Source organism: Mesorhizobium sp. LSHC412B00 (assembly GCF_000503035.1).
GTDB lineage: Bacteria > Pseudomonadota > Alphaproteobacteria > Rhizobiales > Rhizobiaceae > Mesorhizobium.
The window spans coordinates 934,518-953,373 of record NZ_AYWB01000001.1 but is presented as its reverse complement, the minus strand read 5'-3'; the positions used below and the strand labels follow the sequence as shown (position 1 = coordinate 953,373).

At 63.7% G+C, this 18,856-nt stretch carries 19 protein-coding genes; 11 read left to right on the top strand and 8 right to left on the bottom strand.

Features of this window, described 5'->3' with window-relative positions:
- Positions 1-60: 60 nt before the first annotated feature.
- From X757_RS160275 to pmtA, 7 genes are all read left to right on the top strand, one after another.
- Complete coding sequence (locus tag X757_RS160275) at positions 61-1,122, top strand: LLM class flavin-dependent oxidoreductase (RefSeq protein WP_023725311.1); 1,062 nt, start codon at positions 61-63, stop codon at positions 1,120-1,122.
- A gap of 110 nt (positions 1,123-1,232) precedes the next feature.
- A complete protein-coding gene (locus tag X757_RS160280) occupies positions 1,233-2,402 on the top strand; it encodes an AI-2E family transporter (protein ID WP_023681324.1) in 1,170 nt (389 codons plus the stop codon).
- A gap of 82 nt (positions 2,403-2,484) precedes the next feature.
- Positions 2,485-2,688 carry an arylamine N-acetyltransferase gene (locus X757_RS160285; protein WP_023681323.1) on the top strand — a complete coding sequence of 68 codons (204 nt, stop codon included), beginning with the start codon at positions 2,485-2,487 and terminating at the stop codon, positions 2,686-2,688.
- Positions 2,689-2,710: 22 nt separating this feature from the next.
- Positions 2,711-3,709: an LLM class flavin-dependent oxidoreductase gene (locus X757_RS160290; RefSeq protein ID WP_023673201.1), complete on the top strand. Its 999-nt coding sequence runs from the start codon at positions 2,711-2,713 to the stop codon at positions 3,707-3,709.
- A 371-nt stretch (positions 3,710-4,080) separates the two neighbouring features.
- Positions 4,081-5,997 (top strand): molecular chaperone DnaK, encoded by a 1,917-nt coding sequence (gene dnaK / locus X757_RS160295; RefSeq protein ID WP_023673200.1) that lies wholly within the window; start codon positions 4,081-4,083, stop codon positions 5,995-5,997.
- 219 nt (positions 5,998-6,216) lie between these two features.
- Complete coding sequence (dnaJ, locus tag X757_RS160300; RefSeq protein WP_023681322.1) at positions 6,217-7,347, top strand: molecular chaperone DnaJ; 1,131 nt, start codon at positions 6,217-6,219, stop codon at positions 7,345-7,347.
- Between the two features lie 117 nt (positions 7,348-7,464).
- Positions 7,465-8,070, top strand: a complete 606-nt coding sequence (gene pmtA / locus X757_RS160305) for a phospholipid N-methyltransferase PmtA (protein ID WP_023725310.1) — start codon at positions 7,465-7,467, stop codon at positions 8,068-8,070.
- A 95-nt stretch (positions 8,071-8,165) separates the two neighbouring features.
- Here pmtA and X757_RS160310 read toward each other — a convergent pair whose 3' ends face one another.
- Positions 8,166-9,074: a LysR family transcriptional regulator gene (locus X757_RS160310; RefSeq protein ID WP_023681320.1), complete on the bottom strand. Its 909-nt coding sequence runs from the start codon at positions 9,072-9,074 to the stop codon at positions 8,166-8,168.
- A gap of 122 nt (positions 9,075-9,196) precedes the next feature.
- Here X757_RS160310 and X757_RS160315 point away from each other — a divergent pair, with 122 nt between their 5' ends.
- The 4 genes from X757_RS160315 (at position 9,197) to X757_RS160330 (ending at position 11,536) form a co-directional block, all read left to right on the top strand.
- Positions 9,197-9,808, top strand: a complete 612-nt coding sequence (locus tag X757_RS160315; protein WP_023687486.1) for a LysE family translocator — start codon at positions 9,197-9,199, stop codon at positions 9,806-9,808.
- A gap of 120 nt (positions 9,809-9,928) precedes the next feature.
- Complete coding sequence (locus X757_RS160320; protein WP_023701964.1) at positions 9,929-10,525, top strand: NADPH-dependent FMN reductase; 597 nt, start codon at positions 9,929-9,931, stop codon at positions 10,523-10,525.
- Positions 10,522-11,235, top strand: a complete 714-nt coding sequence (gene pyrF, locus X757_RS160325) for an orotidine-5'-phosphate decarboxylase (protein ID WP_023725308.1) — start codon at positions 10,522-10,524, stop codon at positions 11,233-11,235. Before X757_RS160320 ends, pyrF begins: the two co-directional genes overlap by 4 nt.
- A gap of 13 nt (positions 11,236-11,248) precedes the next feature.
- Entirely contained in the window at positions 11,249-11,536 is a 288-nt protein-coding gene (locus X757_RS160330) for a DUF1330 domain-containing protein (protein WP_023681317.1), read from the top strand.
- 18 nt (positions 11,537-11,554) lie between these two features.
- Here X757_RS160330 and X757_RS160335 read toward each other — a convergent pair whose 3' ends face one another.
- From X757_RS160335 to X757_RS160365, 7 genes are all read right to left on the bottom strand, one after another.
- Positions 11,555-12,808: a low temperature requirement protein A gene (locus tag X757_RS160335; RefSeq protein WP_031196416.1), complete on the bottom strand. Its 1,254-nt coding sequence runs from the start codon at positions 12,806-12,808 to the stop codon at positions 11,555-11,557.
- Positions 12,809-12,898: 90 nt separating this feature from the next.
- The gene (locus X757_RS160340) at positions 12,899-13,960 is read right to left on the bottom strand and encodes a hypothetical protein (RefSeq protein ID WP_023725307.1); all 1,062 of its coding nucleotides are present in this window, start codon (positions 13,958-13,960) and stop codon (positions 12,899-12,901) included.
- Between the two features lie 103 nt (positions 13,961-14,063).
- A complete protein-coding gene (locus tag X757_RS160345; RefSeq protein ID WP_023703814.1) occupies positions 14,064-14,939 on the bottom strand; it encodes an SMP-30/gluconolactonase/LRE family protein in 876 nt (291 codons plus the stop codon).
- A complete protein-coding gene (locus X757_RS160350) occupies positions 14,939-15,580 on the bottom strand; it encodes a 2-dehydro-3-deoxy-6-phosphogalactonate aldolase (protein WP_023703815.1) in 642 nt (213 codons plus the stop codon). Before X757_RS160350 ends, X757_RS160345 begins: the two co-directional genes overlap by 1 nt.
- Positions 15,581-15,602: 22 nt before the next feature.
- Positions 15,603-16,547, bottom strand: a complete 945-nt coding sequence (locus X757_RS160355; RefSeq protein WP_023725306.1) for a 2-dehydro-3-deoxygalactonokinase — start codon at positions 16,545-16,547, stop codon at positions 15,603-15,605.
- Positions 16,548-16,552: 5 nt separating this feature from the next.
- Positions 16,553-17,320, bottom strand: coding sequence for an SDR family NAD(P)-dependent oxidoreductase (locus X757_RS160360; RefSeq protein WP_023703817.1), 768 nt, complete (start codon positions 17,318-17,320; stop codon positions 16,553-16,555).
- Positions 17,321-17,489: 169 nt separating this feature from the next.
- Positions 17,490-18,839 carry a bifunctional diguanylate cyclase/phosphodiesterase gene (locus X757_RS160365; RefSeq protein ID WP_023725305.1) on the bottom strand — a complete coding sequence of 450 codons (1,350 nt, stop codon included), beginning with the start codon at positions 18,837-18,839 and terminating at the stop codon, positions 17,490-17,492.
- Positions 18,840-18,856: the final 17 nt, after the last annotated feature.

The following is an 18,856-nucleotide window of genomic DNA, read 5'->3' as shown; positions in this document are numbered from 1 at the left end:
GCGGCCGGGGCGGCTCGCCGCTACCTCTAGCGGCAAATCAGAACATTTGGATGACATGCCATGGAACTCGGTCTCTACACTTTCGCCGACGTCAGCCCGGAGCCCGGCCCCGGCGCGATCGGCCCGCATCAGCGACTACGCAATCTGATCGAGGAGGTCGAGCTGGCCGACCAGGTCGGCCTCGACGTCCTTGGTCTGGGCGAACATCACCGCCCCGACTATGCCGCGTCCGCGCCGGTGGTGGCGCTGGCCGCTGCCGCCGAACGCACCAAGCGCATCAAGCTGACCAGCGCGGTCACCGTGCTGTCCTCCGATGATCCGGTGCGTGTCTTCCAGCAGTTCGCAACGCTCGACCTTTTGTCGGGCGGCCGGGCCGAGATCATGGCCGGGCGCGGCTCGTTCATCGAATCCTTCCCGCTGTTCGGCTACAATCTCGAGGACTATGACGAGCTGTTCGCCGAAAAGCTCGACCTGCTGCTGGCCATACGCGACAGCGTCAAGGTCACCTGGTCCGGCAATCTGCGCGCGCCCATCAACGACCGCGGCGTCTATCCGCGGCCGCTGCAGGACAAATTGCCGATCTGGATCGCAATAGGTGGAACGCCGCAGTCTGCGGCCCGCGCGGGGGTGCTCGGCCTGCCGCTGGCGCTGGCCGTCATCGGCGGCGAGCCGGCGCGGTTTGCACCGCTGTTCGACATTTATCGCGATGCCGCCAGGCGGGCCGGTACCGACCCCTCGGGCCTTGCCACCAGCATCAATGTGCACGGCTTCATCGCCGGGACCGCTGAACAGGCGGCCGACGATTTCTACGGCCCGCAGGCCGAAGTGATGAACCGCATCGGCCGCGAGCGCGGCTGGGGCCCGACCTCGCGGGCGCATTTCGATCAGTCGCGTGGTCCGAACGGCGCGCTGTTTGTCGGTAATCCGGAGCAGGTGGCGGAAAAGATCGTCGCCCAGCACAAGATCTTCAACAATGACCGCTTCCTGCTGCAGATGGCGATCGGCGCCATGCCGCACGCCAAGATCATGAAGGCGATCGAACTGTACGGCACCAAGGTGGCGCCGATCGTGCGCAAGGAGACCGCCAAGCCCGGCGTCGCCGTCGCAGCGCCAGCCGCCTGAGCGACGGGCGGCCCGGATTGAGGGCCTTGCCGGCTAACGGAACCTTGGGCTTGCAGAGGCGTTTCCGTCAGGGGAATGCACCAATTGCGGTGCGCCGCTGAGGGAAAATCATGAAAGCCGAACCCGCCGCTTTGGGTGCTGGCCTTGCCGAGACCGAAGAGGCGAGAGTTGTGGCGCGTGCCGACACGCATCTGATGCGTTCGCTGCTCATCGGGATCTTCCTGTTCATGGCCATCTACGCGCTGTATTTCGCGCGTGCTTTCTTCATGCCGGTCATCCTCGCCTTCCTGCTGACGCTGACGCTGACACCAATCGTCCGCTTCCTGCGCAAGCGCGGCATTCCGGAAGTGGTTTCGGCGACAATGTTGGTCGTGCTGTCGATCTGCGTCTTCGGCGTTGCCGGCTATCTGCTCAGCGGCCCGGTCATCGACCTTCTCAACAACACCTCGTCGATCGGCCAACAACTTACCGAACGGCTGGCGCAATTACGGCGTCCGCTCGAGAGGATCATGCAGATCTCGCATCAGATCGAACAGATGACGGAGACCTCGCAGGAGCCGGGCATCCAGAAGGTGGCGATGGCGCAGTCCGGCGTCCTGTCGGCCGCCGCCAGCAACGTCCTGTCGGCGGGGACAAGCCTGACCATCATCTTCGTGCTGTCGCTGTTCCTGCTGGCGTCAGGCACGATGTTCTATGAGAAGATCATCCAGTCCTTCGCCAGCCTCAGTGAGAAGAAGCGGGCCTTGCGCGTCGTCTATGACGTCGAGCGCGAAATCTCGCATTATCTGCTCACCGTCACCGTCATCAATGCCGGTCTCGGCGCGGTTATCGGCCTTGGCCTGTGGGCGCTCGGCATGCCCAACCCGCTCGTCTGGGGAACGATGGCGGCGCTGCTCAACTTCCTGCCCTATGTCGGCGCGCTGATCACCATCGTGCTGGTCAGCGTCATTGCGATGATCAGCTTCGACTCGATCACCTACGCGCTTTTGGCGCCGGGCTTCGTGCTTTTGTGCGACATCGTCGAAGGCCAGTTCGTTACGCCGATGGTTGTCGGCCGACGCCTCGAGATCAACGCCGTGGCGATCTTCATCGCCATCGCCTTCTGGTCTTGGCTTTGGGGCTTTGTCGGCGCGCTGATGGCGGTGCCGCTGCTGGTCGTCGTCAAAGTGTTCTGCGATCATTTCGATGGCCTCAGCCATGTCGGCAATTTTCTCGCCGCACAGCAGACGGCCGTGGTGGAGGAGGAAGCGGCCGAAGAGAACGGAAAGGCCGCGCCATAAGCTTGCCGCGCCTGTCCGTCATCCCGCATTTGTTGTCTTCAGGCGGAGTGCCTATATCGAGCCGGTCAAGCCGGACCCTGCGATGAACGATGCCTCCTTCGACCTCGATTCCTATTTCGACCGCATCGGCTATCGCGGTCCGATCGATGCGTCGCTCGACACGCTGAGCGCGCTGCATCGCCAGCATCCGCAGGCGATCCCGTTCGAGAATCTGGACCCGTTGCTTGGTGCCAGCTCGACATCGTCATTCCCGACCGCGCCTTCGAAACCAGGGTCAGGCAGTTGAACATCGTAAAGGCTTGAGGCCCATGACCGCACTTTCCGTTCTCGACCTGTCGCCGATCGTCGAAGGCAGCGACGCCTCGCAATCGCTGGCAAATTCGCTCGACCTGGCCCGCCATGCCGAGCGGCTCGGCTACAGGCGCTACTGGCTGGCCGAGCACCACAACATGCCGGGCATCGCCAGCGCGGCGACCGCCGTGGTCATCGCCCATGTCGCCGGCGGCACCAAGACCATCCGCGTTGGCGCCGGTGGCATCATGCTGCCCAACCATGCGCCGCTGGTGATTGCCGAGCAGTTCGGCACGCTGGCGGCACTGCACCCCGGCCGCATCGACCTCGGCCTCGGCCGCGCGCCCGGCACCGATATGGGAACAGCGCGCGCGCTGCGCCGCAATCTCGAGGCGTCAGACAATTTCCCCCAGGATGTCGTCGAGCTGATGGGCTATTTCCAGCCGGCCGCGGAAGGCCAGCGTATCCACGCCGTGCCCGGCGAAGGCCAGAAGGTGCCGGTCTGGATCCTCGGTTCCAGCCTCTATGGCGCGCAGCTCGCCGCCATGCTCGGCCTGCCCTATGCGTTTGCCTCGCATTTCGCGCCGGCCGAACTCGACCATGCGCTGGAGATCTACCGTTCGCGCTTCCAGCCTTCGGAACAGCTGGACAAGCCCTATGTCATGCTCGGCCTCAACGTTTTCGCCGCACCGACCGATGGAGAGGCCAAACTGCTGTTCACCTCGTTGCAGCAGGCCTTCGTCAATCTGCGCACGGGGCGGGCCGGCCGCCTGCCGCCGCCGGTCGAGGGCTATGACCAGACGCTCGAGCCGATGGCAAAAACCATGATTTCGCAGGCGCTGTCCTGCGCCGTCGTCGGCTCCCCCGAAACCGTCCGGCAAGGCATAGACGCGTTCGTGCGCCGCACCGGCGCAGACGAGCTGATGGTGACCGCGCAGATCTTCGACCATGCGGCACGCGTGCGCTCGTTCGAAATCCTGGCCGAGGCGCATAAATCGCTGTCGCAGGCCGCGTGACGCTTTTGCCTGTGTCTGCTGTGGGCAGGCGCCTTCCTCAGCCAGGAGCCGCCTCTCTCACGCATAGGTGACGTTTTCTTGTGGTTTCGAAGCCCTGACTGGGCGCTTCGCCGGGGGATCGCGCAGATCCTGGGGTTTTGAGCGCGGTTTGAGCACATCCGGGCCGCCGGGCGGCTGTTCAAAGGCGCCAAGCGCGGCGCGGTGGATGCCATGCGCAGAATGCTTGCGCCCGATGCCGCCTGTTCTTATATACGCGCCAAGCCGCCCAGTGCCGGAATGCCGGTTGCCGGAGCGGAATTTCTTGTGAACAGGGGCTTTCGTCGGAACGCCTTACGGGTCCTGAGAGCCTGCTTAGCGGAGAGACTAGAAAAATGGCAAAAGTAATCGGTATCGATCTCGGCACCACCAACTCCTGCATCGCCATCATGGATGGCAAGGAGCCCAAGGTCATTGAAAATGCGGAAGGCGCGCGCACGACGCCTTCCATCGTCGCCATCTCGGGCGACGGCGAACGTCTCGTCGGCCAGCCGGCCAAGCGCCAGGCGGTCACCAATCCTGAAAACACCATCTTCGCGGTCAAGCGCCTGATCGGCCGCCGCTATGACGACCCGGTGACGGAGAAGGACAAGAAGCTTGTCCCCTACAAGATCGTCAAGGGCGACAATGGCGATGCCTGGGTCGAGGCCGGCGGCAAGAAGCAGTCGCCCAGCCAGATCTCGGCCATGATCCTGCAGAAGATGAAGGAAACGGCGGAGGCCTATCTCGGCGAGAAGGTCGAGAAGGCGGTCATCACCGTTCCGGCCTATTTCAATGACGCCCAGCGCCAGGCCACCAAGGACGCCGGCAAGATCGCCGGCCTTGAGGTGCTGCGCATCATCAACGAGCCGACGGCTGCAGCACTTGCCTACGGCCTCGACAAGAAGGATGGCAAGACCATTGCCGTCTATGACCTTGGCGGCGGCACGTTCGACATTTCGGTGCTCGAAATCGGCGACGGCGTGTTCGAAGTGAAGTCGACCAATGGCGACACCTTCCTCGGCGGCGAGGATTTCGACATGCGTCTCGTCGAATACCTGGCGGCCGAGTTCAAGAAGGAACAGGGCATCGACCTGAAGAACGACAAGCTTGCGCTGCAGCGCCTCAAGGAGGCGGCTGAAAAGGCCAAGATCGAGCTGTCGTCGACGACGCAGACGGAAATCAACCTGCCCTTCATCACCGCCGACGCGACCGGCCCCAAGCACCTGACGCTGAAGCTGACCCGTGCCAAGTTCGAGCAGCTGGTCGACGATCTCGTCCAGCGCACCATCGAGCCCTGCAAGGCGGCGCTCAAGGATGCCGGGCTGAAGGCTGGCGAGATCGACGAAGTGGTCCTGGTCGGCGGCATGACCCGCATGCCCAAGATCCAGGAGATCGTGAAGCAGTTCTTCGGCAAGGAGCCGCACAAGGGCGTCAACCCGGATGAAGTCGTCGCTTTGGGCGCCGCCATCCAGGCCGGCGTGCTGCAGGGCGACGTGAAGGACGTGCTGCTGCTCGACGTGACGCCGCTGTCGCTCGGCATCGAGACGCTGGGTGGCGTGTTCACCCGCCTGATCGAACGCAACACGACCATCCCGACCAAGAAGAGCCAGGTGTTCTCGACCGCTGAAGACAGTCAGTCGGCCGTGACCATCCGCGTCTTCCAGGGCGAGCGTGAAATGGCTGCCGACAACAAGGCGCTCGGCCAGTTCGACCTGGTCGGCATTCCGCCGGCGCCGCGCGGCGTGCCGCAGATCGAGGTCACTTTCGACATCGACGCTAACGGCATCGTCAACGTTTCGGCCAAGGACAAGGGCACCGGCAAGGAGCACCAGATCCGCATCCAGGCCTCTGGTGGCCTTTCGGACGCCGACATCGAGAAGATGGTCAAGGACGCCGAAGCCAATGCCGAGACCGACAAGCAGCGGCGTGCTTTGGTCGAGGCCCGCAACCAGGCCGAGGCGCTGGTGCACTCCTCCGAGAAGTCGCTGAAGGAATATGGCGACAAGGTTTCGGAAACCGAGCGCACGGCGATATCGGAGGCTATCACGGCGCTGAAGGCTGCTGCCGAAGGCGACGATGCCGCCGACATCGAGGCCAAGTCGCAGACGCTTGCCGAAGCATCCATGAAGCTCGGCCAGGCCATGTACGAAGCTTCGCAGAAGGAAGCGGCGGAAGCCGACGCCAAGGCGGACGCGGCCAAGGATAGCGACGTGGTCGACGCCGATTTCGAGGAAATCGACGAAAACGACGAGAAGAAGAAGTCGGCCTGACCGGTTGACGGCAAATAAAGCGGAAAGCCCGGCGCAAAGCCGGGCTTTTTTGCAACCCTCGCTGAAAAAGTGCGGGCCTTGCCGAAAAAGTCACTGAAAAACACAGGCACAAGCGCGCCGGCCCTAGCATCCGGGCATCACCGCTCCTAAATCGAGACAACGTGCCGGCAAACGACGCAACATGCATCAAGACGTTGAGCATCCGGACTGCGGGAAAAGATGAAAGCTGATTTCTACGAGACGCTGGGCGTGCAAAAGGGCGCCGACGAGAAGGAGCTCAAGAGCGCTTTCCGCAAGCTCGCCATGCAGTTCCATCCCGACCGCAATCCCGGCGATCACTCCTGCGAGCACAAGTTCAAGGAAATCAACGAAGCCTACGAAACGCTGAAGGACCCGCAGAAGCGCGCGGCCTATGACCGTTTCGGTCACGCCGCCTTCGAGCAGGGCGGCATGAATGGCGGCGCGCAAGGTTTTGGCGCCGGCGGCTTCGCCGACATTTTCGAGGATATTTTCGGCGACATGATGGGCGGGCGCCAGCGCCGCTCGTCGGGCGGCCGCGAACGCGGCGCCGATTTGCGCTACAATATGGAAATCACGCTGGAAGAAGCGTTTGCCGGCAAGACCGCGCAAATCCGCGTGCCGGCCTCGATCTCATGCACGGAATGCTCCGGGACAGGCGCCAAGCCCGGCACCCAGCCGGTGACCTGCTCGATGTGCCATGGCCACGGCAAGGTACGAGCGACGCAAGGCTTCTTCTCGATCGAGCGTACCTGCCCGCAATGCCAAGGCCGCGGCCAGACGATCAAGGACCCGTGCCCGAAATGCGCCGGCCAGGGCCGCGTCACCGAGGAACGCTCGCTGTCGGTCAATATCCCGGCCGGCATCGAGGACGGCACCCGCATCCGGCTTGCCAATGAGGGCGAGGCGGGCCTGCGCGGCGGCCCATCGGGCGACCTCTATATTTTCCTGGCCGTGAAGCCGCATGAATTCTTCCAGCGCGACGGCGCCGATCTCTACTGCAAGGTGCCGATATCGATGACGACGGCCGCCCTTGGCGGCTCGTTCGAGGTGACGACGCTGGACGGCAGTCAGACCAAGGTGAAAGTGACCGAAGGCACGCAGAACGGCCGCCAGTTCCGCCTCAAGGGCAAGGGCATGCCGGTGCTGCGTCAGCCCAATGTCGGCGACCTCTATATCCAGACCGCGGTCGAAACGCCGCAAAACCTGTCGCGCCGCCAGCGCGAGCTGCTGGAAGAGTTCGAGCAGCTGTCGTCGAAGGACAATTCGCCCCAGTCGAGCGGCTTTTTCGCCCGCATGAAGGACTTTTTCGAATCCTTCGGCGAGCACTGAACCCAAACCAAGGCCGCCACGCTTCCCGAACGTCATCAACATCTTATGCCAGATCGCGCCTTGCCTTGGACCTGTTAGCTGCTAAGTAGCGTTCGGGGAGTGTTGAGGAGAACTTGCATGGCACGTGGTCCGGGATTGCGGAAGGCGCTGGCGGAAAAGTTCGACGACGAACTCAAATTCTTCAAAGGCTGGATCGACAAGCCGAAGTCGGTCGGTTCGATCGTGCCGACAAGCTCCGTCACCGCCCGCAAGATGGCTTCCATCGTCAATCCGAAGTCTGGCCTGCCGGTGCTTGAAGTCGGCCCCGGCACAGGCGTCATCACGCGTGCAATCCTCGCCCAGGGCGTTAAGCCCGAAAACCTCTACGCGGTCGAATATTCCACCGATTTCGTGCGCCATCTGCGCCAGCTCTATCCCGGCGTCAACGTCATCGAGGGTGATGCCTTCAATCTCAACGCCACGCTTGGGGAGAAGAGCGGGATGATTTTCGATTCCGTCGTCTCCGGCGTGCCGCTGCTCAATTTTCCGGTCGCACAGCGGATCGCCTATATTGAAAGCCTGCTAGACCGCATCCCGGTTGGACGGCCGATCGTGCAGCTGACCTATGGGCCGTTGTCGCCGATCCCGCCCGGCCGCGGCAATTACACGGTCAAGCATTTCGACTTCATCTTCCGCAACATCCCGCCGACGCAGCTGTGGATCTACCGGCGCGAAGCGCATTAGCTGGTATTGGGGGCGGGAGAAGTCTCTGGCGCCTTGTAAAGGATCGACGTCTCCCGAAGGAAGCTCGATTGAGGGTCGATCCACATCCTTGACTGTTATCCGCCTCGCAAACTCGTGGCGACCTCTCTGATCGCCGCGCACATGGCCCGCACGGCCGTTGCTTCGGCGCTGCTGGAGAACAGAAGCAGCAGAGGCCGACGCGCACGCGGCTCAAGAGGACGCCTCGCGACGGTTCGCTGCCAATCGGCCGGAAACGCCAGGCCTGGCGCAATCGACAAACCGCGCCCGGCCCCAACCAGAGCAAGCAGCGCCGCCATATCGCTCGCCGACAGGATGACAACTGGCGCAACGCCAAAATCCTGGAACAATTCGGCAAGCATTGGTCCGCAGCCGCCGCTCGACATAATGAATGGCTGGCCGTCGAGAGCGCGGATCGGAAATGACCCGCCTTGGACTGAGTTCTTTTGCGATGACGCCACAAAGAGTTCGTCGTCGACAAGTTCCTCGGCTTGGCAATTGCCGGCGATGTAGGACAGTCCAATATCGGCGGCACCGCGATCGACCCACTCCGCCACCTCGGTATCCGTGCCCAAGAGCAGTTCGACAGCAAGCTCCGGGTGCCGGACGGAAGTAATGTTCAACGCATATGGAGCAATCTTTACCGAGGCGCTGCTGACCAGCGCGAGCCGTACTCTGCCTTTGATGGAGTGTTCCCGTAGGCCGACAAGACGGCCTAAAGCATGCAAAGCGGCGCGCGCCGCGTCCAAAGCCGCCTCGCCGGTTGCGGTGAAAGCGACACCGCGCCGATCACGTATGACGAGGGGCGCGCCAACGATCTCCTCCAGCGCCTTCATTGCATGGCTTATGGCCGATTGAGAAAGACAGAGCCGCTCGGCGGTTTTGGTGAAGCTGCGCGTCTCGCTGAGCGATGTCAGGACGCGCACCATCGTGATGTTGATATTAGCTTTGTTCATGGCTGCCGAAATATCTTTCATTTCGCTCATATTAAAGAGCGCTGTAGGTTTTGTGAAGGTGAGGGAAACGACCCTCGAAATCGGCGAGCGGCTTTCCTGGCCTCTCCGGCATGCAGGCGTGCGGTACGACGAGACTGAAACTGGAGTATCGCATGAGCTACCTTCCGCAATTCCTGACCCTTGCTTCGGTCTTCCTGCTCGGCGCCATGAGCCCAGGACCCGATTTTGTAGCCGTGACTTCCCATGCGCTGATCAGCCGTCGCGCGGGGTTCCATGTGGCGCTTGGCATTGCCGCAGCGATCATGGTGTGGGCGGCTCTCGCGATGTGTGGCCTGGGCCTCGTACTGACGCAGATTGCATGGGCTCACCTTGCCGTCCGGATCGCCGGTGCCGTGTATCTCGGTTACCTGGGCAGCAAGATCCTTTTGTCGGCTTGGCAGGCGCGGCCACCGCTGGCCGTCGGTGGCGCAGAGACCACGGCTCCTTGGCGAAGCGGATTCGTTGTCGGAATTACAAATCCGAAGACGGCCGCGTTCTTCGCGAGCCTGTTCATATCGGTATTGCCGATGCAGGCTCCGATCTGGGTCCAGGCAGTGTCGCTGGCCATAATCGGGCTGGTCGCGATGGCGTGGTTTGGGCTTGTCGCGCTAATGTTCTCCACAAGAAGGGTTCGGTCGGTATATGGCAGCGTCCGCAGGCCGATAGATGCCTTGCTCGGAGTTGCACTCATCGCGCTGAGTGCAAGAATTGCGGTCACCCACTAGCAATAGCCCAGCTGCTCGGCACACCTTCGCGCGCTTGCCCCCCGATCGTTTCCGTTTTTTGACCCAGTGCGTTGATTTGCGCAGCCTCTGGCTGTACCTGTCCGGGAACAAGAGTGGCCAATGGCTGTGATCGCGAAAATCCTCGTCTTTGCCGGCTCGGTGCGCAGCGGCGCCTTCAGCGGCAGGACCGCCGATGTGGCGCAGAAGGAGCTGGCCATGCAAGGCGCCGAGGTGACGCGCATTTCGCTGGCCGACTATCCGCTGCCGATCATCGACGAGGACCTCGAAAAAGAAAAAGGCGTTCCCGACAACGCCGTGAAGCTCGGCCGGCTGATCGCCGCCCATGACGGGCTACTGATCGCGACGCCGGAATATAATGGCTCGATCCCGCCACTGCTCAAGAACACGATCGACTGGGTAAGCCGGGTGCGCCTCGATGGCGGCTGGCCGGTGAGGCCATTTGTCGGCAAGGTCGCCGGCCTGTGCTCGTCTTCGAACGGACATTTCGCCGGGATCCGCTGCATCAACCATCTGCGCGCCGTGCTGGTGCGCTGCCAGCTGGAGATGGTGACGCCGGAATGCTCGGTATCCGATGGCGGCAGTGCCTTCGACGGCGACGGCAATTTCAGGGATGATAGACTGACCAAATCGATGGAGCACCTATGCCGCACGCTGATCGAAACCTCGCGCATGCTATCGACCCGGACCGGGGCATGATTTCCACAGCCATGCAGGCCCATACCATGAGAGACAGGCTGATCGTCGGCCTCGACGTGCCGACGGTGAAAGAGGCCGAACAGGCGGTGCAGGAGCTCGACGGCGTCGTCTCCTTCTACAAGATCGGCTATCAGCTGGCCTTCGCCGGCGGGCTCGACTTCGCCAGGGAGTTGGCCAGCGGCGGCACGAAAATCTTCCTCGACATGAAGCTGCTCGACATCGACCACACCGTGGCGAAGGGTGTCGAGAACATCGTGCGCATGGGCATGACCATGCTGACCATCCACGCCTATCCCAAGGCGATGCGAGCCGCGGTGGAGGCCGCCAGGGGCAGCGATCTCTGCCTGCTGGCGGTCAGCGTGCTGACCTCGATGGACGAGCAGGACGTGATCGACGCCGGCTATGAATACGACCCGCACACGCTGGTGCTGAGACGCGCCGAACAGGCGCTGCATGCCGGCATGGGCGGCGTCGTCTGCTCGGCCGAGGAGGCGGAAGCGGTGCGCCGCATCGTCGGACCCGACCTGGCGGTGGTGACACCGGGGATACGGCCCAAGGGCAGCGACCATGGCGACCAGAAACGCGTGGTGACGCCCGGCCAGGCGATCCGCAACGGCTCCAGCCATCTTGTTGTGGGCCGGCCAATCGTGGCGGCAAGCGACAGGCGCGCGGCTGCCGAGGCCATACTGGAAGAGATGCGCGCGGCGTAACGAGGAGAAGAAAATGCCCAAGGGATACTGGATAGCCCGCGTCGATGTGCGCGACGCTGAAGGCTACAAGGACTATGTCGCTGCCGCCAAGCTCGCTTTCGACCGTTTCGACGTGAAGTTCCTTGCCCGTGGCGGTGAGCATGAAAAGGCCGAGGGGCCTGGCCGCGCCCGCAATGTCATTATCGAGTTCGAATCGCTCAGCGCTGCGCACGATTGCTACCACTCGCCGGAGTACCAGCGCGCCGTCGCCATCCGTCAGAAAGTAGCCGATGGCGAGATCGTGCTGGTCGAGGGTATCTGACGCGCGAAGCTGCTCTGCTCAGTGCGGCGCTTCCTCCTGCGCCAGCACCTCCAGTTGATGGCGGTGCCCCGACAGCTCATAGCCGACAACGGTGACGGCCGGCGCTAGCGTCAGTAAGATGAGGCAGACCGCCATGTCGACGCCGGCAAGGGCGGCGATGATGGCAAGTGCGACGACCGCAGCCGTTCCCGCCAGCAGCCAGACGTGGAGGGGATCGAAGCGCTGGACGAGATAATAATACAGCGCATAGATCGCCCCCAGGAACACGCCTAGCGGAATGGCGACTGACAGCAGGGTCGCTACCGGGCCGTTATGGGTCTTGTGCTCGATGAAATAGGCCGCGACATGCAGCCCGGCGCCGGTGGCGACGATGGCAGCGACGATCACCATCTGGCCATAGCCCCAGACGAAGGAACGGCTGCGGTGCTGGTGCAGCACCGTCCCCGAGGGCAGCATGTAATAGACCCACCACATGCCGAAGGTGAGACCCATTCCGGCAATGCCGATCAAGGCGGCATCGAGGTTCCAGCCCTGCTCCTCGACCGCGGCCGACAGCGTCGCCAGCGTGCCGACCACCCCTTCGCCCAGCGCGATGATGGCGAACAGGCTGTAGCGCTCGGCGACGTGGTGCGCGTGCCAGGGCGTGCCGCCATCCCGGCGTTCGGCGATGACCGGTCCGGCAAGCTCGATGAGAAGCAGGACCGTGCCGAAAGCCAGGCTGGTCTCCAGCGAGAAATCGACCAGGATCTGCACCACCCAGCCGATCTGGGCGATCGCGATGGCGATGGCATAGGTGAGACAGGCACGCCGCCGCCCAGGGTCCTGCCGCGCCGCGCGCAGCCATTGGAAGATCATGGCGACGCGCATGATGACGTAACCCAGCACCATGACCGAATTGTTGAGGTGTTCGCCATGCTCGATCGAGGCGAACATGCGCGGCAGGCCGATGGCCAGCACCAGCACGCCGATCATCTGCACCATGGTGACGAGGCGGAAGATCCAATCGTCGGTGTCATAGGCGGAGGAAAACCAGGAGAAATTGATCCACGCCCAGCAGATCGCGAAGCTGGCAAAGCCGAAGCCGATCAGCGCCGCCGCGTAGTGGCCCTCGGCCAAGGCATGCGCCAGTTGCGACGAGGCAAGGCTGAAGGCGGTGACGAAGGTCAGATCGAACAGCAGCTCGAGCGGCGTGGCGACGCGATGCGCCTCATGCGGATCGCGCCCGGCCATGCGCCTTATGTGATGATGGAGGGAGCTTGCTGGTGTGCTCATAGCGCGGCCTTGCCTGAGGACTGTCCCGCGACACTAAAGGTGGAGCAAAAGCCGTCAAGGCGCGGTAGGTCGCGCTGGTCCCTCGACCGTTCAGATCGCCTGTCGGTTCAGTCGGTTCGCCGCCGTCTCGGCAACCGCATCGGCCAGCGTCATGCCCCATTGCATCAGGCAATAGGCGCGGAAATCGAAGCAGGGCAGGCCGGGACAGACCTCGAACTCGATGAGGTGGACATGGTCGTTAGCCTCGACCCTGAAATCGAGGGAAAACACGTCTCGCAGGCCGAGCCCGCTGACCAGCCGCTCGGCGATGCGGCGGATGGTTGCCGCGGCTGCCGGCTGGGTGTCGGCAACCGCCTCCAGCACCGGCTCGCTGTATAGTCCAGCCGCCTTGGCGGCCTCGCCGGTGTCGCCGTAAAGCGCCATCGAGTCCGCCATGGTCTGGAAATCGCCGCCGGAGTCGACGAATGCAACGCCGAGCGCTTCCGCCCCGGCATCCGTTTGCAGCCCAAGGAAGCTGGCGCGGACATTGCGACCGCCGACATAGGGCTGGACGACGACATCGTCGCGATAAGCGGCATAGACCCGCCGGCTAAGCTCCAGCGCATGGGCCAGGTCGTTGCAGCGTGAATCCGGCCAGATGCCTACCTTGGAGCCGAGCCGGTTCGGCTTGACGAACCAGCCGGCTTCCGAAGCTGGCGGGTCGGCCAGCCAGCGGCCGTCGCGGGCCAGGCCTGCCTGCGGCGCCGGCAGGCCGAGCGCGCAAAGCACGGCGCCGGAACGGAACTTGTCCTGGCAAAGCGCGAACAGCGCATCGTCGGCTCCGATGGTTCTAAGCCCATTCAGCCTGGCAAGTGCGGGCGCTGCAGCACCGCGGAAATAGGCAATGCCGTCGGTCAGCGTCCAGACCAGCGTGGTTGCGGGATCGGCCTTCGCCAGCGCGCTTGCCGCATCGTCGAGTGCAACCGGCATAAAGGCGAGGCCGCGCTTTTCACAAGCGGGCGCCAGTTGATCGAACTCAGGAGCGAGATCGGTCGACTGCGCCAGATAAGACGAGATTTCCAGGGCGCGCTCGGCGGGAAAGCCGTCGGCGACCAGCCTGTCGAAACAGGCCTTTTCCGGCTCGTGGACGAGGATCAAGGTCGGGCGCGGCATGGGTCAAAGCTTCTCGGTGATGCAGCCACACCATCGCACGGCCAATGCGATCGGCTTGCGCGAAATCGACCCGCGCCCGCCGCCTGCACGACAACCGGTACGCTCAGGCGATGACCACGCGCGGCTCGAAGCGGCCGTTGACGGGGATGTCGAGCAGGAAGGTCATGCCGGCCTGTGGGTCGAGCTTGCGCTGCTTGTCGTCCTTGCCTTTCCAGGCCGAGGTCACCGCCAGCCGATCGGCCTTGGCCCCGACAAAGGCCGGGCACGAGGACTGCCCCGCCGGCACGGCAATTTCGCGCAACAATGTGCCATCTGGCGAATAGGCCTTGACCGCCTTGCCGCCCCAGACGGCGTTCCACAGCACGCCGTCGCGATCAACGACCGAGCCGTCGACAAAGCCCTTGGACGAGCGATGGTCGACGAACACTTTGGACTCGCCGATCGGCAGACCCGTTGCCGGATCGCAGGCGACGCGCATCAACAGGCCGGTCGAGGTATCGGTGTAGTAGGCGATCGTTCCATCCTGCGAGAAACAGATCGAGTTCGACACGGTGATGCCGGTGTAAAGCGTGCGCAATTCTCCCTTGAAGAACCAGTAGATGGCACCCGCGCCCTTCTCCTCACCCTTGCCCATCGTGCCGACCCAGAAGGCGCCACAAGGGTGGACGCGCGAATCGTTGGAGCGGGTCAGCGCATTGTCGGCCTCGATAGGCGTATGCAGCGTCAGCTTGCCGGTCGAGACGTCGCGGACATGCAGGCCGGTCTCGGTGGCGATGAGCTGGCGATTGTCATCGATAATGGCGATGGCGCTGGCCATCTGGGCGAGCTCATGGACCTTCCGCGCGCCGGACGTGACACCCTGCTCCAGCAAAAGCCCGTTGACGATGTCGAACCAGAACAGCGTATCGGTGGCGGGATCGTAGCTCGGCCCCTCGCCGAGTTCGCAGACATGGTCCGAAAAAACCGAAACGTTTCCCATCATGCCGCTCCGCCGAAGGCCGCGTCCCAGGCCGTCACCGCCGCCCGGGCGCGCGTGGCCACTTCATCGACGCTCATGCCGGGTTTGAACAGGCTGGAGCCAAGACCAAAAGCAGTTACCCCAGCGGCTTTGTAGCCGGCAAAGTCTTTGTCGGAAACGCCGCCTACGGCGCCGACCACGGTATCGGCCGGCAGCACGGCCCGCATCGCCGAAATGCCGCTGGGCCCGAGCACGCTTGCCGGGAAGAATTTGAGCGCCGAAGCCCCAAGCCTAATCGCCTGAAAAGCTTCGGTGGGGGTGAACACGCCTGGCATCGTCACCATGCCATGGTGCATGGCGCGGGCCATGACGTCGGCATCGATGTTGGGGCTGACCAGCAGCCGCCCGCCGGCCTTGGCGAGGGCGTCGACATCGGCTGAAGTCAACACCGTGCCGGCGCCGACCAGCGCTGTCTTGGGCAAAGCGGTGACAATGCTGGCGATCGATGAAAACGGCTCCGGCGAATTGAGCGGCACCTCGATGGCTTCGATGCCGGCGTCAAACAGCGCCTGGCCGATGGCAACCGCCTCGCTGGGTTTGAGGCCGCGCAGAATGGCGACAAGACCACGCTTGAGCTTCGGGAAGGGGGCGGTCTGGGTCACGCTGTCACTCCACTCTGGTGAGTCATTTGGCGATCATGCCATTTTCCCGCGCTGCCTCGATAAGGCCGGCACGCACCGCCTCGTCGGCGTCGACCGTCCTGACGGCAAGCCCTGCAAGGTCTAGCGCCTGGCGGTAGAGGGCTGCTAGCGAGCCGGACGCAACCAGCACGATTGCGGTGGTGCTTTCGCCATAGCGGCGGCCCGCCGAGGCGATCTCGCCGCCGATCAGCAGGCCGGACAGGCAAGCGGCGGCATCGTCGGCCTTGAGGTTCTGCAGCAGGCCGGCGGTGCGGATCGAGAACAGCCGCGAGGTGACATCGCCGCCCTCCGCCAAAGCCTTGCGGCACCATTCCTGGAAGAACGGATTGTCCGGAGTGACCGGCTTCGGGCTCTCGCCCAGCGAATGGCGCAGGATAGAGTGAGTGGCCAGCACCGAAAACAGCTCGCCGGTCGGCCAGGTGCAGAAGCCGTCGACCGCGCCGTCTGCGACCAGAACCCATTTCGAATGGGTGCCGGGCATGCAGACGAGATGGCGACCTTTTGCCGGCAAACCGGCGCCGGCAAGCTGGGTTTCCTCGCCGCGCATTACGTCCGGCGCATCTTCCAGGCGCTGCGCCAGGCCAGGCACGATGCGGATGTCGCGGCGCTGGCCGGGAATGCGGGCGGCCCCCGCGAGAATGGCACTGAGCGGCGCCGGCACGGTGACGTAAGGCGCTTCCAGCCAACCCTGGCGCGAGCCGGCCATGCCGCAGATGATGACCGGCAGTGTGTCAGGTGCGCCGAGCGCCGCCAGATGGCCCTCGAGGATGGTCGAAAAGCCTTTTTGCTGCGCGGTGATCAACCCATCATCGCCGCGACGCTCGGCAAGCACCCCGCCCGCCCCGTCGACCAGCCAGACCCGCATGCGGGTCGTGCCCCAGTCGACGGCGGCGACTGCCGGCGTGCCTTTTGCCGGATTTTGATTCACCGGACTCACAGGAAACCCCCGTCGACGATCAACATCTGCGCCGTCAGCATACGCGCGGCGTCGGAGGCCAGGAACAGCACTGTGCCGACGATGTCGTCGGGCTGCATGACCTGCTTGATGCATTGCTTGGCGACATGGGCGGCGAGCTTCTCCTCGGTGACCCAGAGTTCCCGCTGCCGCTCGGTGATCACCCAGCCCGGCGCAATCGCATTGACGCGGATGCCGTCGACCCCAAGCTTGCCCGCGAGACCTTTGGTGAGGCCGAGTATGCCGGCCTTGGCGGCGGTGTAGGCCGGCATATCGGGGTGGTTGATGAGATAGGAGGTTGAGGTGAAGTTGATGATCGAACCGCCGCCGGCCCGCTTCATGCCCGGCGCGACCGCCTGTGCGGTGAAGAAATGCGGGCGCAGATTGACGGCGAGATTGTTGTCCCAGAACTCGACGGTAACGTCAGCGACGTCGTGGCGTTCGTCCCAGGCGGCATTGTTGACCAGCACGGTGACGTCGCCATGTGCCTCAGCCGCTTTGGCGGCCGAAGCGCGCAACGCCTCGACGTCGCGCAAATCGGTCTTGAGGTAGAGCGGTCGCCGGCCAAGTTCTTTTTCGACGCGGTCGGCAAGCAGCGTGCTTGGGCCATCGGCGATGTCGATGAAGGCGACATGGGCGCCCTGGCGAACGAAGCCCTCGGTCAGTGCCGCACCAATTCCGGAACCGCCGCCGGTGATCAGCACCGAGGCTCCCCTGAGGTCGGCAAAATCGGCCGATGGCATCATATCTTCATCTCCCGGTCCGGTCGGCGCGCATCCTATCCAGCCAAGTCCGGGGAGCAAGGGCGAAAACGGCGATTTGATTGGCTTATGTCAGACAAAAGGCCGCAAGATGGCGGCCACAGTCGATCTTGGCTCGCGCCGCTGACTTGCTCGACGCAGGCCAGACCGCCGGTCAGACTGCCTTGGCGTAGAGGGCGCCGCGATAGGAATCGCGGAGGTAGCCGAGCGTGGCGTCGGCGTCGACCGGTTTGCCGAAGAGATAGCCCTGGCCGCCGGCGCAGCCGAACTGGACGAGGCGGTCGGCCTGCGCCTCCTCCTCGATGCCTTCGGCGACGACATCCATGCCGAGCCCTTCACACATGGCCAGAATGGCGCGGATGATGTGTTCCGACGGTCGGTCGTCGAGGATCGAGGAGACGAAGGCGCGGTCGATCTTGAGCTTGTCGAAATGGAATTCGCGCAAGCGGCCGAGCGAGGACTGGCCGGTGCCGAAATCGTCGAGCGAGACGCGGATGCCGACGCGACGCAGGTCCTCGACGATCTTCTCGGCCGAGGCCGGATCGTTCATCAGGCCGGTTTCGGTGATCTCGATCTCCAGCCGTCGCGGATCGAAGCCGGTGCGGTCGAGGATCGACAATATGTGCAGGCCAGTGTTCTGGTCGACGAGCTGCGAGGGCGACAGGTTGAAGGACAGGAACAGGTCCTTCGGCCAGCTGCGCGCCGCTTCGGTCGCCTTGCGCAGCACCAGCTGCGATAGCGGGCCGATGATGCCGCGCTCTTCGGCGATGGGGATGAACACGGTCGGCGGGACGACGCCGAGGTCGCGATCGGTCCAGCGCGCCAGCGTCTCGAAGCCGATGGTGCGGCGGGTGGTCAGATCGACGATGGGCTGGAAATGCGGCTCGACCTCACCGGCCGAGACGGCGCGGCGCAGCGCCTGTTCGATGCGGGTGACGCGCTTGGCCGCCTCTTCCATTTCGCGGGTGTAGACGACGACGCGGCCACGGCCCGAACGCTTGGCGTGGTAGAGCGCCGTTTCGGCCTTGTTGACGAGGATTTCCGTGGTTTCGTCGCCGGAATAAAAGAGCGAGCAGCCGACCGAGGCCGAAAGCCTGGCGGTGCGTTCGACGACATCGTAGGGCGCCGACAGGATTTCGATCATCATGCGCGACTTCTCGGCCGCCGCCTCCTCCGAGAACACCATCGGGTAGAGGAAGGCGAATTCGTCAGCGCCGATGCGGCAGACAGTAGAGTGGCTGTCCATCGAGGCGCGCAGCCGCATCGCCACCTGGATCAATATGTCGTCGCCGGCCTTGTGGCCGAACAGATCGTTGATCGGCTTGAAGCCGTCGAGGTCGAGAATGCCGACCGTGAACGGCGCGGGATCGTCTGCACGGTCGCTGATCAGGCGATCGACCTTGTCGAAGAAGCGGCGATGGTTGCCGAGCCCGGTCAGCGCATCGGTGAACGCCAGATCCGAGTTTTCCCTGCTTGCCTGCCCGGTGCCAAACGTCGTTTGCATCGGTATCCCTGTTTGTG

Bases quoted from the DNA above. Each gene is read 5' to 3' on its own strand.
- X757_RS160275 (WP_023725311.1), top strand. From the start codon at position 61: ATGGAACTCGGTCTCTACACTTTCGCCGACGTCAGCCCGGAGCCCGGC.
- X757_RS160280 (WP_023681324.1), top strand. From the start codon at position 1,233: ATGAAAGCCGAACCCGCCGCTTTGGGTGCTGGCCTTGCCGAGACCGAA.
- X757_RS160285 (WP_023681323.1), top strand. From the start codon at position 2,485: ATGAACGATGCCTCCTTCGACCTCGATTCCTATTTCGACCGCATCGGC.
- X757_RS160290 (WP_023673201.1), top strand. From the start codon at position 2,711: ATGACCGCACTTTCCGTTCTCGACCTGTCGCCGATCGTCGAAGGCAGC.
- dnaK (WP_023673200.1), top strand. From the start codon at position 4,081: ATGGCAAAAGTAATCGGTATCGATCTCGGCACCACCAACTCCTGCATC.
- dnaJ (WP_023681322.1), top strand. From the start codon at position 6,217: ATGAAAGCTGATTTCTACGAGACGCTGGGCGTGCAAAAGGGCGCCGAC.
- pmtA (WP_023725310.1), top strand. From the start codon at position 7,465: ATGGCACGTGGTCCGGGATTGCGGAAGGCGCTGGCGGAAAAGTTCGAC.
- X757_RS160310 (WP_023681320.1), bottom strand. From the start codon at position 9,074: ATGAGCGAAATGAAAGATATTTCGGCAGCCATGAACAAAGCTAATATC.
- X757_RS160315 (WP_023687486.1), top strand. From the start codon at position 9,197: ATGAGCTACCTTCCGCAATTCCTGACCCTTGCTTCGGTCTTCCTGCTC.
- X757_RS160320 (WP_023701964.1), top strand. From the start codon at position 9,929: ATGGCTGTGATCGCGAAAATCCTCGTCTTTGCCGGCTCGGTGCGCAGC.
- pyrF (WP_023725308.1), top strand. From the start codon at position 10,522: ATGATTTCCACAGCCATGCAGGCCCATACCATGAGAGACAGGCTGATC.
- X757_RS160330 (WP_023681317.1), top strand. From the start codon at position 11,249: ATGCCCAAGGGATACTGGATAGCCCGCGTCGATGTGCGCGACGCTGAA.
- X757_RS160335 (WP_031196416.1), bottom strand. From the start codon at position 12,808: ATGAGCACACCAGCAAGCTCCCTCCATCATCACATAAGGCGCATGGCC.
- X757_RS160340 (WP_023725307.1), bottom strand. From the start codon at position 13,960: ATGCCGCGCCCGACCTTGATCCTCGTCCACGAGCCGGAAAAGGCCTGT.
- X757_RS160345 (WP_023703814.1), bottom strand. From the start codon at position 14,939: ATGGGAAACGTTTCGGTTTTTTCGGACCATGTCTGCGAACTCGGCGAG.
- X757_RS160360 (WP_023703817.1), bottom strand. From the start codon at position 17,320: ATGATGCCATCGGCCGATTTTGCCGACCTCAGGGGAGCCTCGGTGCTG.
- X757_RS160365 (WP_023725305.1), bottom strand. From the start codon at position 18,839: ATGCAAACGACGTTTGGCACCGGGCAGGCAAGCAGGGAAAACTCGGAT.